This window comes from Acidipropionibacterium thoenii DSM 20276 (assembly GCF_000423445.1).
Lineage (GTDB): Bacteria > Actinomycetota > Actinomycetes > Propionibacteriales > Propionibacteriaceae > Acidipropionibacterium > Acidipropionibacterium thoenii.
This window is the reverse complement of the sequence record NZ_AUHZ01000014.1, coordinates 81,514-96,090: the sequence shown is the minus strand read 5'-3', so window position 1 is coordinate 96,090 and position 14,577 is coordinate 81,514. Positions and strand designations below refer to the sequence as shown.

The following is a 14,577-nucleotide window of genomic DNA, read 5'->3' as shown; positions in this document are numbered from 1 at the left end:
GGTCGGTGTCGGTCTCGGTGGTGAACATGAACAGCAACGGGACGACACAGACGGTGGCGATCCACAGTGGGGCCACCTCGATCTCGCTTCCGTCGGAGCTGATGGGGAGCACCAGTCCGCGCACGACCGCCGAGGCGATGACGGCCACCGCGACCGATGGTCCCACCCGGTGGTGACGGGCCCACAGCATGACTCCCGTGTGCCTCACGGTGTCACCGTCTCCAGGTAGCGGGATCTCACGGCCTCCAGATCGCGGGATCCGGCGAACTCGTCGAAGGCCCCGCTGTGGGCGAATCGGGCCTGGTTCATCACGGTCAGGGTGTCGGCGTGGTCCAGGACGTCCTCGACGATGTGGGTCGACACGATGGTGATCGCCTCGGCCGAGACGCGTTGCAGGACCGAGGACAGCGCCTCCCGTTGGGCGACGTCCAGCCCTGCCGAGGGTTCGTCGAGGATCACCAGTGAGGGCCGGCCCACCAGCGCCGAACCGATGCCGACCCGCCGGCGCATCCCTCCGGACAGGGCGGAGATCCGGTCGTCGGCACGCTCGGCCAGATCCACCAGCTCAATGACCCGGTCCACCTCGGACGGGACCCGGGAGTCGGGGATACGGTGCAACCAGCACATGTAGGCCAGGTGCTCGCGCACCGTGAATCGGGACCTGCCGAGGTTCTCCTGGGGGCAGTAGCCCAGCTGTTCGCGGATCCCCTCCCCGGTGTGCCCGTCGAGCTCGACGGTTCCCGACGCTGGCTGCAGGGTGGCGATGGCGCGCAGCAGTGAGGACTTCCCCGCGCCGTTGGGGCCCAGCAGCGCGTGGAAGCCCTCATCAAGCCGCCAGGACACCGCGTCGACGGCGGTCCGCTTCCGGTATCGGACCGTCAGCTCGTCGACCGTGAGTGTCATGCGGACCCCTCCGTGACATTTCCGCCTGTCGATCCAGCATGCACCAGTAAGTCTGATCGGGGCGGGTACGAGTCGGGAACCGATGGAGACGGTGGGAGTGCCCGCTCCCTCACGGCGCGAACGGCGTCAGAAAGAAGGATCGCGAAGACGGCCAGGGGAATAGTGCTACTGACCCACCAGACGACCAGACTCTGCGGGTCGTGGGCGTCGGCGCCGAAGGCTCTGCAGATCAGCAACGGTCCCACGGTGACGATCGGGAGGGTGAGTATCCCGAGCAGCCACCGGATGGCTCTGCTTCTGATGACGGTGGACGCCCACATGGCGATGAACGGGATCCATACCCAGTGGTGGTTCCATGACACTGGTGAGATGAGCAGCATCACGGCGGCTCCGACGCCCAGGGATGCGGTGGGGCGTGCGCGGTCCCTGGGTAGGGCGAGGAATCCGGCGATCACGGTGATCGTCACGGCGGCCCCCCAGGCGATCGTGGTTGCCGTTCCGGACCCGTCGGATGCGGGGGAGATCATCTGGGCCAGACGCCGGATGACGGCGTTGAGAGAGGTGTTGGCGGCGAAGCTCACCTCTCCGGTTCTCGCCGGGTCCCAGGCGAGGCGTCCCCAGTAGAGCCGTGATTCCACGGGCAGGAGCAGGAGCCCGGCGGCGATCGAACCGGCGAATCCGCATCCCATGCCCAGGATGAATCTCCAGTCCCGCTGCCGCAGGGCGACGAGCCCCAGAGCCAAGGGGGTCAGCTTGATACCGCCGCACAGACCGACCAGAACTCCTCCGGTGAATCGTCGGTCAGTGGTGAGGGCGAACAGGCAGACGGCCGCGAGAATGAGGTTGATCTGGCCTTTCGCGAGGGTCTCCCACACCGGGTTGAGACCGCACATCAGAGCCGTCCCGAGAACGAGAAAGCACCACGGATGAGAGTTCCGAATATGTGCGAATCTGCGGGGTGCCAGGTCGATAACCCGTGACGCCAGGTAGGCCGTGGCCACGCATGACAGGAGCTCCATCAAGACCGCGGATGACGTGGGACGCAGGAGCGCCCCCGGTGCGAAGACCAGACCGGCGAAGGGCGGGTAGGTGAAGGGCAGCGCGGGGCGGGGAGCATAGAGGGCCCCGGTCCGCCTCAGGACGTCGGAGCCCCCCTGCCAGTACACGTTGAAATCGATCGGTACCAGCCGCTGGCAGACGAGGTGGATCAGGAGGAAGAGCATGACCCCGGCCGACACGACTCGACCGGGGTCAGCACTGTCATTGGACGACGCGAACTGTGTCATTGGCTCACGTAGTCCGTTGCGTGTCAGGCGCACCAGTCACTTCCCGGGCGGTTGTGAACCGCAATGCAGACCGTCCACCCACGCCCTGAGACAGACCCGGTCATGGGGCTTGTCGTTGAGCCTGATGCAACACGCACACCACCAGCGGTACTGCCGCCGTTTTTCATGTACACGAGATCACCGGGAGATGCGTGCGTCGCCTGCCCGCGAAGTCCCTCAGTGCACTGGTAGAGCGTGAGGGTGCGGCCATCCTTCGTTTTGGATCGATTGGCCGTGCAACCTGCTTTGGAAATCGCAACGGGATCCGCCGACGCGGACGTCGCAGCGAGCGGTGCAAGTACTCCAACCGTCACAACGGTTGCCATAAGGGCTGAGACGGCCCTATTCTTTGAAATCATGAATGTACTCTCCATTGAGTCGTTTCGGTGCGGATTTGGTTCGCCATATTTGGGTCTTGCTCCCCTTCGATATATGAGATCTCTTCTCCTCCCTGTCGCTGAAGTGATGTTATGACTTGGGATGTGTGCCCAGCAAGCGGTTCAGGCGAACTCTGCCCGATCGGGCAGAAAATTGCCCGATCGGGCAATTGTCGACATTTCGTACTCCGGCCGACCGGGTCCGTGCCCCGGGGGCTATGATCCGGCTATGAGCGCTGGGGGCATCAGGGTCGGGATCTGCGACGACAGTGAGCAGGTCCGTCGGCAGACGGGGGTCTTCCTCTCCGCCGCCCCGGATCTGCTGGTGTGCGGGATGTACGGGTCCGGTCGCGACGCCATCGCCGGCGTCCCCAGGGATGATATCGAGGTCCTTCTGCTCGACGTCCGGATGCCCGGCATGACGGGGCCCGCCGTAGCGTCGGGGCTGGCGGCGTCGGGAAGCAACTGCAAGATCCTCTACGTCACGTCGTATCCCGATGAGGTGCCGGTGCGCGGTGCCCTGCGGCAGACGGTGCTCGGTGCGCTGACCAAGGACGTGAGGCCCGAGAACATGGTCTCGGCCGTCCGCCTCGTGGCGTCGGGCGTATCCCTGCTGGCTCCCGAGTTCATCCGGGAGTCCGCGGCTGGCGGGGAGGGCCTGATGGACTGGTTGGCCGACCCGCGGGAGCGCGAGGTGTTCAGGCTCGTCCAGACAGGTGCGACGAATGCGCGTATCGCCGAGGAACTGAACATGTCGACATCGTGGGCGAAGCAGACGATCTCGGCACTGTGCCGCCGTTTCGGCGTGAAGGGAAGGGCCGCGCTCGCGGCGTACTCAGGAGGCGCTGCCTTCGACCATGGCGTCAGGAATTGAGACCCTGACCGTCCAGCGGCCGTCCGACAGTCGCGTGTCAAGGGTGCCGCCGAGGCCTTCCGCCAGGTCCCTCATGCCGGTGATGCCCAGATCGTCTCCGTGGTAGGCGGTGGTCGTGGCGTTGGTGAACGTTGCCCTGAGACCGCTGCTGTCGGCTCGCGCCGTCACCCTGCACAGGCCATCAGGGGAGCCGTGCCGGAGGATGTTGTTGAATGCTTCGTGGGCGATGTGCCCCAGGGCGCTCGACATCGCCGGTGATATCGAGTCGACGCCGTCGCCGATTTCGGGCTCGACGCTGAAGCCGGCGTCGGCAAGGCGGGCGAGGCCGTTTCTGATCTCGGTGGAGAATGACAATGGTGGCGATGCGATTCCGGCTCGCATGAGGCTCACCATGTGTCGTACATAGGCGGAACTGCGGCGGCTCATGGCTGCGATGTCGACCAGTGCGTCGTCCTTGTCGATAGTGGGATCTATCCGGGTGGCTTCCGCGGTCATGGTGATGAGTGCCAGCTCGTGCGTGACGTTGTCGTGCAGCTCGGCGGCGATTTCCCGGCGCTGAGCCTCGGCGCGAGCCGCGATCCGGCGACGCTCGACGAACTGGGTGTTGCGCAGGGCCAGCCCGACAACCCACGGGAGAGCGTAGACGCCGAGCCACACGACGATGGCCTGGAGGTCCTCGCGCATCGTCGTGGTGTTGCGGAAGGACAGCCACAATGACACCCCATATCCCCAGGCTGAGGTCGCCACCGCCGTCCAGAACTCCTCATGCCAGGCGCACGAGAGGATGACGATCATCAGGGCATACAGGGTGGGGCCGACCATGTTGTCGGGCAGCAGTGCCAAACCGCCGAAACCCAGACAGGCGATGACCGCGCCGATGCGGGGATGCCAGGCCGTCAGCGCGGCACCTCCGCAGGCGATGATGCCCAGGATCAGCGCGAGCGTGGCGTCATAGCCGGGGTGGAAGGGCAATGCGTCGATGGCCAGGAGGACGATGGCGAGGGTCACCTCCATGGCGCCGCTGCTGAGTGTGCGGTGCAGAAGTCCTCTGCGGAGTGCCATGAGTCAGATGCTAAGGGTCCGCGCGCGAGATGGTGCGCCCCGTGGCGAGATCCGGTGACTGGCCGGAGGCGTCAATTTGTCGACAATTGCCCGATCGGGCAGAGTTCGATCCATTCGCTCGACATGGCAAAGGCGGGGGCGTAGCGTCCCCGGTGCAAATTGGCCGCTAGTCGTGGTCAACGGAAATATGAATGGAGACCATTCATGGGAACTGAATCAGCAATTGCCGCATTATCGATCGGCGGACTGGTGGTGGGCATCGTCGTTGCGTGCGTGATCCTCATCAGTCTGATCGTCACCGCATACAACACGACGAAGATCCGCCGGGAACTCCAGGAGATCAAGGAGCGGTTTGCACATGACAATCACCTCGCGTCCTGAACCGTCGCCGACGGAGGCGGAGTTCAGCAGCCAGATGGACGTCATCTTCGACGGCATGAGGGCCGGACATGCTCAGGAGCACGACCCTGTCGAAGAGCCGTCGTCCCCTGTCGAGAGCACTACCGGTAGGGCCCGCGAGCCCGGGCTCAGTACTTCTTGCCCGGGTTGAGGATGCCGTTCGGGTCGAAGAGCGTCTTGATCCGGCGCTGGAGTTCCAGAGCCTCCGGAGCCATCTCGGTGTCCAGAGCGGGCAGCTTCTCCAACCCGACGCCGTGCTCGCCGGACATCGTCCCGCCCATCTCCTGGGCCAGCCGGCTCAGCGTCATGACGGCCTCATCGGCCCTCTCCCGGGCCCCCTCGGCCGGTGTGTAGGCCACGATCGGATGCAGATTGCCGTCGCCCACATGGCCGCCCAGCGCGATCGTGACGTCGTAGGCGCTCTCCACCTCGGCGACTCGCGCACTGAAATTGGCCAATGCACTGCGGGGCACCGCGATATCGCCCTCCACCGACCCGCCGAGCAGTCCACGGGCGCTCGGCTGGAGCTGGCGCCTGGCCTCCAGGATGGCTTCCAGCTCCTCGGCGCTGTCGGCCCGTTGCACGGTCGTCGCCCCGGCGTCGGCGAAGATCTTCTCGAAGCTCGCCAGGTCCTCCTCGGCCCCGTCGCGGGCGTCGGTGACCGCGAGCGCCCACGCGTTGGCCTCGGCCGGGACCGGGGCGTCGGGGATGTGCTTGCGGATCGCCTCCAGGCACCGGCCGTCCATGAACTCCAGCCTCGCCGGGGTACGCGGCCCCGCGGCGATCCGGTTCGTCGCGCTCAATCCTTGCGCGACGCTGGGGAACAGTCCCAGCACGCCGCGTTCGGGCCCCGGTGCCGGAAGCAGCTTCACGGTGATCTCGGTGACCACCGCCAGAGTCCCCTCAGAGCCCACGATCAGCCCGGTGAGATCCAGACCGCCGACCGTCTTGATGGTGCTGGGCCGGGTGCGCAGGACGGTGCCGTCGGCCAGCACCACCTCCAGGGAGCGCACCGACTCCCTCGTCACCCCGTACTTGATGCAGCGCATTCCGCCGGCATTGGTAGCCACATTGCCGCCCAGCGTGGCGATCTGCGCCGACGCCGGATCAGGGGCGTAGAACAGGCCCCGGTCTGCGGCCGCCGCCGCAAGATCGGCCACGATGACGCCGGGCTGGGCCACCGCGATCATGTCGTCGGCGTCGATGCGGATGATGGCGTCCATGGCGGTCAGATCCAGCAGGATCGCGCGGCTGATGGCGGACGCCGCCCCGGCGACGCCGGTGAGGGTGCCCTGCGGGACGACGGGGATCCGGTGGGCGTTGGCGTAGGCCAGCAGGGCCGAGACCTGCTCGGTCGACGCGGGCCGGGCCAGCACCAGGGGATCCGGGTCGCCCGGCATCGCCGAACGATCGGTGCGGTGGGCGGCCAGCGTGGTGGGGGAGTCGTCGAGGTCGATGCCGGGCAGTGAGCCACGCATCGCGGTCACAACACGGTGGGGAGCGGTCTCGTCGGTGAGATCGGGGTCGAGGGTGGTGGTCATCAGGATCTTTCTGGTGGTGGTCAGTGGAGCTTCTGGAGGCGGTCGACCGCCTGGCCGATGCTGTCTGCGGACTTGCAGTGGGCGAATCGCACCAGGGAGCGCATCCTGGCGGCGTTCGGCCCGGCTGCGCTGGTGAAGGCCGAGACGGGGACGGCGGCGACGCCGATCCGTTCGGGCATTTCGCGGCACAGCTGGGCGCCGTCCTCGAAGCCCAGCGGGGCGGCGTCGGCCACCGTGAAGTAGCCGGCGTCGGGGACGATGACGTCGAAGCCTGCGGACCGAAGCCCGGAGACGAGCAGGTCGCGGCGGTCCTGAAGAGAGGAGCGGACGGCGTCGAAGACCTCGCCCCCCAGCCCGAGCCCGGCCGCGACACCGACTTGGAAGGGGCCGCCTCCGGCGAAGGTGAGGAACTGCTTGACGGCCTGGATCGCGGTGATGAGCTCCGGTGCGGCGGTGATCCAGCCGATCTTCCAGCCGGTCACCGAGAAGGTCTTGCCGGCCGAGGAGATCGAGACCACGGTGCCGCGGGCCCCGGGCAGGGTGGCCATCGGGATGTGCGGGCCGGCGAAGGTGAGGTGCTCATAGACCTCATCGGTGATGACGTAGGCGCCATGTTCCTTGGCGACGGCCAGGATCTGTTCCAGATCGGCGCGGCCGAGCATGGTGCCGGTGGGATTGTGCGGGGTGTTGACGATGATGGCCCGGGTGTTGTCGGAGACGGCCTCCCGGAGCGCCGCCACGTCCAGTGAGAAGCCGGTCGGGTGGCCGTCTGCGTCGTGGGTCAGATCCAGCGGGGCGGGGACCTGCACGCCGCCGGCCAGGGCGATGACCGCGGCATAGGCGTCGTAGAAGGGGTCGATCGTGACCACTTCCTGGCCGGGCTCCACCAGCGCCAACAGGGACGCGGCCATCGCCTCCGTGGCGCCCATGGTCACCTGGATCTCGGTGTCGGGGTCGACGTTCAGGCCGTAGAAGCGGGCCTGGTGAGCGGCGATCGCAGTGCGCAACGAGGGGATTCCGGGCAGCGGCGGGTACTGATTACGGCCCGCGGCGATGGCCTCGCGGGCGGCGTCGAGCACCTCGTGTGGCCCTGGATCGTCGGGGAACCCCTGCCCGAGATTGAGCGCGCCGGTGCTGGTGGCCAGGGCGGTCATCTCGGTGAAGATCGTCGGCGCCACCCGGCCGTCGGCTCCCAGCAGCCCGGCACCGGCGGCCGTGCGGCGCCATGGGCCGGTGACGGGTGCCGGTGTGTTGAGATCCTCGGCGTTCTCACTCATTGACCCAGTGTCTCAAGCCCCAGCATCCCGGCCGCCTGCCGTTCACTAGATGACCGGTACCGGGTGATCCAGCGAGACAGCCGCTGATCTGTGGCGTTCATGTCCCAGACCCCCCATGTCTCGCTGGTTTACCCGGCACACCTCGGGTATGCGCACCGGGCAGGCATCGGATCGGGCGGTCACAGCTCGGCGAAGGGGACCTCCGGATCGGCCAGCCGGGCCGGATCGACGGGCCTGCGGGCCGCGATGATCGGCTTGACGGCATCGATGACATCCCAGACGTTGACATTCATCACCGCGGTGATGCGGTTCGCGTCGAGCCAGAAGGCCACGAACTCGCGGGTGTCGAGGCTCCCGCGGATCACCAGGGAGTCCTCCTCCCCGGGCTGCCCGTAGTACTCCATTCCGACGTCGTACTGATCGCTGAAGAAGTACGGCAGTTCCTCCCAGCGGGCGTCCCCGCCGAGCAGGTTCGTCGCCGCGATCGCGGGCTGGTTGAGGGCCGTGGCCCAGTGCTCCACCCGGCTCCTGGCACCCAGAACCGGATGGTCCACATTGGCGATGTCGCCGACGGCGTAGATGTCCGGGTCGCTGGTGTGCAGCCCGGCGTCGACGAGGACGCCGTTGTCCACGGCCAGCCCGGCGGCCTCGGCCAGTGCCACATTCGGCTCGGCGCCGATGCCCACCAGGACCGCGTCCGCCCCGATCGTCTCCCCGTTGGTGAGCCTCACCCCGGTTGCCCGGCCGGCCGTCGCGGTGATCTCGGCCACAGAGGTCCGCAGCCGGAAGGTGACGCCGTGCTCGCGGTGGAGTTTCGCGTAGACGGTGCCCATCCGATCGCCCAGGGCATGGGCCAGGGGGATGGTGGAGGGTGCGACGACGGTGACGACGCTGCCCTTCTCCCTCGCGGTGGCGGCCGCCTCGAGTCCGATCCAGCCGGCGCCGATCACCACGAGACGGCGCCCCTCGCCGAACTCGGCGCGCAGCGTCTCGGCGTCCTGCCTGGTCCGCAGCACATGGACCCGCTCGGCGCCGGCCCCGGATACGGTGAGCCGCCGTGGCGTGGATCCGGTCGCCAGAACCAGCTTGTCGTAGCGCAATGGGGAGCCCTCGTCGAGGGTCACCGCATGCACCTCGGTGTCGATCGCGGTGGCCCTGGTGGACAGCCGAAGGTCGACGTCGTGCTCGGTGTACCAGTCGCGGGGGTGGGTGACGGCGTCCTCGAAGGAGTCGCCGCCGGCCAGGAATCCCTTCGACAGCGGTGGTCTCTCGTAGGGCAGGTTCGGCTCCGCGGCGATGAGGGTGATCGAGCCGTCGAAACCCTGTTCCCTCAGCGCCTCGACGGTCTTCGCCCCGGCCAGGCCTCCGCCGATGACAACGACATCTCGTGGACTGCTCATTGGATCTCCTCCGATGGTGATCGTCACGGCCATTGTTGCGCGCAACGAGGCGGCACCGGAGAGCCTTGTGCGCAAATGCCGACCCCACCTCAGATCGGCGACGGCATCCAAAGTTGGCGGCGGCGGTGGAATACCACTGCCGCCGCCAGTTTTGGATGCCGTCGAGGAATGGAGCCCGGGGGAGGGGGAACGGGTGCAGGGGAGGAAGGAGAACGGGGTTCAGAGACCCGGGGGCAGAGCCCGGTCGCCGAGGACCGACTGGTTCCAGTAGTCGATGTCGTCGGGGCGGCGTACCGCGTCGTACTTGTTCAGCCACTCCGGCAGCAGCCACACCCGCTGGTAGAGCTGCGGATGCTGAGGCTGCCGGTGAGCTGCCCACAGGAAGAACACGAGCTCGGCGAGATCGGACTCGATGACATAGCTCACCCGGCCCTGCTCCGAATTGCCCACCATGGCGAACTGGCCCCGCTGGACCATCTGGCCCAGGTCGATGCTCTGCCAGTCCCAGGTCACCAGATCCCCGGCGGTCAGTAGGTGGAAGCCGTCGATGTTGATGAAGATCCGCCCCTGGTCCAGAGGACGCCACATCCGGGTGGCGTCGGCCTGGGCGGCATTCCTGCGCTGGGAGTTCCCGATGGCCCGGGCGAGCCCGACGCCGGCCGTCAGCGCCAACCCGTACTCGCCGGTGGCGAAGAAGAACCCGTTGTCATGGACGTAGGAGCCGTCCCCGGCCGCCTGGAAGGAGTACAGCGTGAAGGGGGCTGTGGCGATCACCCGGTTCTGCGGGAACTGCCCCGGAACCGCGAAGGGCACCGGAATGCCCGGCACCTCGTCGAAGTGGTCGGTGAGGATGCAGTGCACCGCGAAGGCGGTGCGCAGCAGGGACTCGTCACGGGGAGTCCACCCCACTCCGGGCACGCTGCTCCGGTACGCCCAGTCGAATCCGCTCACCTGGATATGGTATTCCGCCGATGTTCAGGCCCGACCAGGTGGCGGATCTCCCGGCAGTCGGGGGTTTCCGGCCCGGCCGGACCGAAAAGGACGGCCCGTCGGGAATCTCGTCCCCTCACTCCACGATGATCCGGTCCGGGGTGGCGGTGGTGGCGCGCATCGTCACCTCGAGCTCGTCGCCGATCCGCACCGAGCCGGGCACCCACAGCAGGCTCGCCTGCATGTGCGGAGGCTCGGCGAAGAAGAGCTTGTGGCCGCCGGCCGAGTAGGGGGACAGGGCCATCCGGCCCGCCTCCATGACGCCGTTGGCCACGGTCTGGGCGATCTGCCGGGCGTTGGCCGCAGCCGTCGGGGCCTGCATGGCCACCCCGTTGGCGGTTCCCCCCGAGACGATCGCCAGCCGGTGGTGACGCCGCCCGGCCCGGCGCTGCCAGTACCCGACGCGTTCCGAGGGCGCGACGTCGTGGACGTCCTGGACGCTCGCCCGGTAGTGCAGGGCGTCGTGGGCCCCCAGCCACAGCTCGGTGCCGACGCGATGGCGCACCTCGACGTGGAAGGTCTGACGCAGCCGGTCCAGATCGGCGGCGCTGAGGTGGGAGACCCACAGTGGAGCCGTGTACGCCGACAGGGCGGCGGTGGCCAGGTCGGTGGCCTCGCCCAGATGCTGGCCGATCATCGGCAGGTGGATGGTCCAGCCGACGATCTCCAGCCCCTCGGCGGCCGCGACGGCGGCCTCGAACTCGTCTGGCCGCATCCCGTAGCGGCGCATGGAGGTGAGCACCTCCAGGATCACCCGCGCTCCCGGACGGGCCTTCGCGACGGCGGCCACATCCTCGAGGCGCGAGAGGGTCGTGATGACGCCGGGATCGGCGAGCGCCGCCTCGGCCACGGCGTCGCCGGGACGCCACGGGGTGAGGACGACGACGTCCCCCTCGAATCCCGGATGCTCGGCGTCCCCGGCCCGGACATCATGCTCATCAGCGCTGCCGCGCACCTCGTGCTCATCAGCGCTGCCGCGCACCAGCGCCACCTCCTCGGCCGTGCCCACCGCCAGGCAGCCCAGCCCGAGTCGTGTCACCTCGCCGGCCAGCCGGGCAAGCCCGAAGCCGTAGCCATTGCCCTTGGCCACCGGAACGATGCCCGGATCGCCGGCCACCACCGAATCCTGATGGGCCCGCCAGGCGGCGCCGTCGACGTGGAGCACCAGGCTCATCGCGACCTCCGGTTCATGTACCAGTCGAAGACCTTGTAGAGCAGCGGATCGATGACCAGATCCCACTCGCCGATGTAGGAGACGGCCTCGCCGCCCGAGCCCACCTTGAACTGGATGAGCCCCAGTTCCGGGTCGTCGGCGGCCAGTCCCTCGGTGATCCCGCGCAGATCGTAGACGTCGGCGTCGACGGCCATCGAGTCGCGGATCATCTGCCACTGGATGGCGTTGGAGCCGCGCACATCGCGCTTGGCGCTGGTCGACGCCCCGTAGGAGTACCAGGTGTGCCGCTCGACATGGACCCAGGTGGTCGACGCCACCAGGTCGCCCTCGTGGTGGGCCAGGTAGAGGTGCATCCGGTCGGGGTCCTCGCCGTTGAGGGCGTCCCACATGGTCTGGAAGTAGTCCAGCGGCCGGGGGGTGAAGCCGTCGCGCCCGGCGGTCTCCACGTACACCTTGTGGAAGGCGGCCAGGTCCTCGCGGCCGCCCCGGCTCACCTCGACCCCCTTCTTGGCGGCCTTGCGGATGTTGCGCCGCCACAGCTGGTTCATCCCGGCGAGCACCTCGTCCTCGCTCAGCCGGGTGCGGACCCCGTCGGTCCAGTTCACCAGGGGCAGCTGGAAGTTGAACTTCGGCTGGCCGGCCGCGAATCCCTCGGCGGCCTTGGGGGGACGCCATCCCAGGTGGCGCAGCTGGTTGGCCAGCCGGGTGGCGTGCAGATTCGTGACATCGGCCGGAGCCTGGGACAGGGCGGTGATCGACTCGTCGGCGATGGCGTCCTTGATGGTGTCCTTGCGCCAGATCCGGTGCGGCAGGGTCGGGCCGATCCGCAGCGCGAAGGCGTGACGCCGCTTGGCGTGGGCGCGCAGGGCGTCGAGGATCTCGGGCAGGTCGGGGCTGGTCCAGTCCAGCACCGGGCCCTCGGGAAGGTAGGCGAGGTAGCGCTTGAGCTTCGGGACCTGGCGGTAGAGCACCAGTCCGACGCCGAGCAGCTCCGGGCCGCCGGGGCCGCCGTCGCGGACGATGCCGATCGACTCGGAGCGCCACTCCTGCTTGACCTTGGCCCATGCCGGGGTCTGGAGGAAACTCACCGTCTCCTCGGCCGTCGAGCCCGGGGTGGCCCAGTCGTGGAGGAAGGCGAGGTGCTGGGCGGCGGAGATCTGGCGTACCTGAATCACAGAGACACTGTAACCGGGCCGGGCTGTCGAGGCGCCGACCCTCAGGCCTCCGGGGGGTGTCGGCCGGCCCGGGAGGCACCGTACCGGCTGGTCTCGCCGGGCTCCCGAGGAGCGCCGTTGCGGGCCAGGGGGATCCAGCCCAGTGGGACCCGGATCAGTGGGGTCCGGGCTGATCCGGCGGAGTCTTGGACGAGCCGTCCGTCGCGGCCGGGCCCGCGGAGATCGACGGCGTCTGGGAATGGCCGGAGCGGTCCGAGGCAGCCGAGGTGGCGGCGTCGCTGGTGGTACCCAACGCCCGCTCCGAGGCCAGATCGGCCTGGGTCGGCATGCCATAGGCGCGCGCGGTCTGGTCGTGCAGGGTGATGATCTGTCGGCGGATCCGCTCGGAGAACTCGTGAGCGATCTCGCCGGGGGCCGGCTCCATCGGGTGGCCGTAGACGACGTGGACCGGGGGGCGGCCCTTCGGCAGGCTCTGGCCCTCCTGGGAGGGCATCGCCGAGAAGGCGCCGACCAGGGCGACTGGGATCACCGGGACCCCGCGGGAGATCGCCAGGGCGGCGGCGCCGGGTTTGAAGGTGCCCATCCCGCCGGTGCGCGAGCGGGTGCCCTCGGCGAAGATCAGCAACGGGATGCCGTCGGTCAGCAGGGATCCGGCCAGCCCGCGGTGGGTGTGTGAGGGGGCCCCGGCCCGGGTGCGTCCCTTGCCCCGGTCGACCGGGAAGGCATTGAAGAACAGCACCGGGGTGAACGCCTTCCACCAGGTGGTGAAGAAGTAGTCGGCGGCGGCGCCGGTGGACAGATACTTGCTGAGCCGCCTGGGAAGGGACCCGAAGATCAGCGGGGTGTCCAGGTGGGAGGAGTGGTTGGCGGTGATGACGTAGGCACCGTCCACACCACTGAGGTTCTCCACACCGTGAACCTGAACCTTGGTGACCCGCCACACCAGCGGCTTGAGCAGCAGCAGATTGGCGGCCTGCCGGGCGATCGCATTGATGTCGCTGGTGTAGCGCCCGCGATCCTTGACCTTGGGTTTGATGGGCATCCTCAGCGCTCACCGGCCTGACCGGGGGTGGGGACATCGATCTTGTCGCGGCTCGAGGTGAGATTGCGCGACAACCACCTCATCGTCGAGCGCGGCGCGGTGCCGGCGACTGCGATGGCGGCTTTCCAGCGGGCGGTCGGCACTGAGACGACCTTGCCCCTGTGCAGATCCTCCAGGGACTCGCGGACCACCGTCGCGGCGTCGGTCCACACGATCTCGGGAAGCCTCGTGGCCGTCACATGGGCGCGCTCGTGGAACTCGGTGTGCACCCAGCCCGGGCACAACGCCTCGACCTTGACCCCCGAGCCGTGCAGCTCATTGGCCAACCCCTCGGTGAAGGTCAGCACCCAGGCCTTGATCGCCGAGTAGTTGCCGGTGTTGATCCAGGCGCTCGAGGAGGCGACGTTGATGATCCCGCCGTGGCCCCGGGCGCTCATCGCCCGCCCGGCGGCCGCTGATAGGATCAGCACGGCCTTGCACATCACGTCGAAGGCACGCTCCTGGAGAGCCAGCCCCTGGGGGTCGAGGATCTTGGCGTGCAGCCCGAAGCCGGCATTGTTGACCAGCAGGTCGACCGGACGTGCGGTGTCCTCCAGGCGGGCGGCGACGATGTCGACGTCGGATCGCACCGCCAGGTCGGCGTGGATGGTCTCCACCGAGACCCCGTATCGGGGCTCGATCTCGGCCTTGATGGCGGCCATCCGATCGGCGTCTCGTGCTGCGATGATGACGTCGTCCCCGCGGGCGGCGAGTTGCGTGACGAACTCCCGTCCGATGCCGGAGGTGCCGCCGGTGACCAAGCAGGATGACATGGGATCTAATCTAGGCCCTCCGGTGGCCCGGATGGGATATGGCAGCAGAGGCAGCTGCCGCTCTGCCACCGCCTGAGGGTCTCGACTGTCTGGGGGCCTCGGAGAGTTCGAGGGACCCTCGGCACGGTCGATCGGGTGATTCGCATCTGTCGAGGCGACTGTCCGCGGCCCGTGAGATCTGCGCGGGAGGCTGGCGGGATGCGCCGCGCGAGACTGTGCCGGATAG

The 14,577-nt window shown here is 68.2% G+C and carries 14 protein-coding genes; 2 read left to right on the top strand and 12 right to left on the bottom strand.

All coding sequences use genetic code 11. The annotated features are described in order from the left end of the window. The 3 genes from G554_RS0106460 to G554_RS0106450 all read right to left on the bottom strand — a co-directional run. Positions 1-208, bottom strand: a 208-nt coding sequence (locus G554_RS0106460) for a hypothetical protein (protein WP_425393341.1), incomplete at its 3' end; no start/stop codon positions are given. Further along, positions 205-903, bottom strand: a complete 699-nt coding sequence (locus G554_RS0106455) for an ABC transporter ATP-binding protein (RefSeq protein ID WP_027587273.1) — start codon at positions 901-903, stop codon at positions 205-207. The genes G554_RS0106455 and G554_RS0106460, both read right to left, overlap by 4 nt. Beyond that, on the bottom strand, positions 900-2,126 hold the full coding sequence (locus tag G554_RS0106450) for a glycosyltransferase 87 family protein (protein ID WP_161626014.1): 1,227 nt from the start codon (positions 2,124-2,126) through the stop codon (positions 900-902). The genes G554_RS0106455 and G554_RS0106450 overlap by 4 nt, the downstream gene beginning before the upstream one ends. A 708-nt stretch (positions 2,127-2,834) precedes the next feature. Between G554_RS0106450 and G554_RS15075 the strand changes: the two genes are divergently transcribed. Further along, complete coding sequence (locus G554_RS15075; RefSeq protein WP_051232576.1) at positions 2,835-3,479, top strand: response regulator transcription factor; 645 nt, start codon at positions 2,835-2,837, stop codon at positions 3,477-3,479. Here G554_RS15075 and G554_RS0106440 read toward each other — a convergent pair. Next, positions 3,441-4,541: a sensor histidine kinase gene (locus G554_RS0106440; protein ID WP_245569975.1), complete on the bottom strand. Its 1,101-nt coding sequence runs from the start codon at positions 4,539-4,541 to the stop codon at positions 3,441-3,443. The two genes, G554_RS15075 and G554_RS0106440, sit on opposite strands and share 39 nt — an antisense overlap. 204 nt (positions 4,542-4,745) lie before the next feature. On the opposite strand from G554_RS0106440, the gene G554_RS17580 reads away from it, so the two are divergent. Continuing rightward, the gene (locus tag G554_RS17580; protein WP_154654203.1) at positions 4,746-4,922 is read left to right on the top strand and encodes a hypothetical protein; all 177 of its coding nucleotides are present in this window, start codon (positions 4,746-4,748) and stop codon (positions 4,920-4,922) included. Between the two features lie 146 nt (positions 4,923-5,068). Here the strand turns inward: G554_RS17580 and G554_RS0106430 are convergent, their stop codons facing one another. The 8 genes from G554_RS0106430 to G554_RS0106395 all read right to left on the bottom strand — a co-directional run bounded on the left by G554_RS0106430 (position 5,069) and on the right by G554_RS0106395 (position 14,351). Next, positions 5,069-6,481, bottom strand: coding sequence for an FAD-binding oxidoreductase (locus tag G554_RS0106430; RefSeq protein WP_027587269.1), 1,413 nt, complete (start codon positions 6,479-6,481; stop codon positions 5,069-5,071). Positions 6,482-6,501: 20 nt separating this feature from the next. Next, a complete protein-coding gene (locus G554_RS0106425; RefSeq protein WP_027587268.1) occupies positions 6,502-7,758 on the bottom strand; it encodes an aminotransferase class I/II-fold pyridoxal phosphate-dependent enzyme in 1,257 nt (418 codons plus the stop codon). A gap of 179 nt (positions 7,759-7,937) precedes the next feature. Further along, on the bottom strand, positions 7,938-9,158 hold the full coding sequence (locus tag G554_RS0106420) for an NAD(P)/FAD-dependent oxidoreductase (RefSeq protein WP_027587267.1): 1,221 nt from the start codon (positions 9,156-9,158) through the stop codon (positions 7,938-7,940). A gap of 219 nt (positions 9,159-9,377) precedes the next feature. After that, the gene (locus G554_RS0106415; protein WP_027587266.1) at positions 9,378-10,109 is read right to left on the bottom strand and encodes a hypothetical protein; all 732 of its coding nucleotides are present in this window, start codon (positions 10,107-10,109) and stop codon (positions 9,378-9,380) included. Positions 10,110-10,224: 115 nt separating this feature from the next. Further along, complete coding sequence (locus G554_RS0106410) at positions 10,225-11,322, bottom strand: alanine racemase (RefSeq protein WP_015071902.1); 1,098 nt, start codon at positions 11,320-11,322, stop codon at positions 10,225-10,227. Next, the gene (locus G554_RS0106405; RefSeq protein WP_084648359.1) at positions 11,319-12,497 is read right to left on the bottom strand and encodes a peptidoglycan bridge formation glycyltransferase FemA/FemB family protein; all 1,179 of its coding nucleotides are present in this window, start codon (positions 12,495-12,497) and stop codon (positions 11,319-11,321) included. The genes G554_RS0106410 and G554_RS0106405 overlap by 4 nt, the downstream gene beginning before the upstream one ends. A gap of 154 nt (positions 12,498-12,651) precedes the next feature. Further along, a complete protein-coding gene (locus tag G554_RS15070) occupies positions 12,652-13,539 on the bottom strand; it encodes a lysophospholipid acyltransferase family protein (RefSeq protein ID WP_084648358.1) in 888 nt (295 codons plus the stop codon). Between the two features lie 2 nt (positions 13,540-13,541). Next, positions 13,542-14,351, bottom strand: a complete 810-nt coding sequence (locus G554_RS0106395; protein ID WP_027587264.1) for an SDR family NAD(P)-dependent oxidoreductase — start codon at positions 14,349-14,351, stop codon at positions 13,542-13,544. Positions 14,352-14,577: the final 226 nt, after the last annotated feature.

Excerpts from the sequence above, each read along its gene's own strand:
- G554_RS0106455 (WP_027587273.1), bottom strand. The coding sequence starts at position 903 with ATGACACTCACGGTCGACGAGCTGACGGTCCGATACCGGAAGCGGACC.
- G554_RS0106450 (WP_161626014.1), bottom strand. The coding sequence starts at position 2,126 with ATGCTCTTCCTCCTGATCCACCTCGTCTGCCAGCGGCTGGTACCGATC.
- G554_RS15075 (WP_051232576.1), top strand. The coding sequence starts at position 2,835 with ATGAGCGCTGGGGGCATCAGGGTCGGGATCTGCGACGACAGTGAGCAG.
- G554_RS0106440 (WP_245569975.1), bottom strand. The coding sequence starts at position 4,541 with ATGGCACTCCGCAGAGGACTTCTGCACCGCACACTCAGCAGCGGCGCC.
- G554_RS17580 (WP_154654203.1), top strand. The coding sequence starts at position 4,746 with ATGGGAACTGAATCAGCAATTGCCGCATTATCGATCGGCGGACTGGTG.
- G554_RS0106430 (WP_027587269.1), bottom strand. The coding sequence starts at position 6,481 with ATGACCACCACCCTCGACCCCGATCTCACCGACGAGACCGCTCCCCAC.
- G554_RS0106425 (WP_027587268.1), bottom strand. The coding sequence starts at position 7,758 with ATGAGTGAGAACGCCGAGGATCTCAACACACCGGCACCCGTCACCGGC.
- G554_RS0106420 (WP_027587267.1), bottom strand. The coding sequence starts at position 9,158 with ATGAGCAGTCCACGAGATGTCGTTGTCATCGGCGGAGGCCTGGCCGGG.
- G554_RS0106410 (WP_015071902.1), bottom strand. The coding sequence starts at position 11,322 with ATGAGCCTGGTGCTCCACGTCGACGGCGCCGCCTGGCGGGCCCATCAG.
- G554_RS15070 (WP_084648358.1), bottom strand. The coding sequence starts at position 13,539 with ATGCCCATCAAACCCAAGGTCAAGGATCGCGGGCGCTACACCAGCGAC.
- G554_RS0106395 (WP_027587264.1), bottom strand. The coding sequence starts at position 14,351 with ATGTCATCCTGCTTGGTCACCGGCGGCACCTCCGGCATCGGACGGGAG.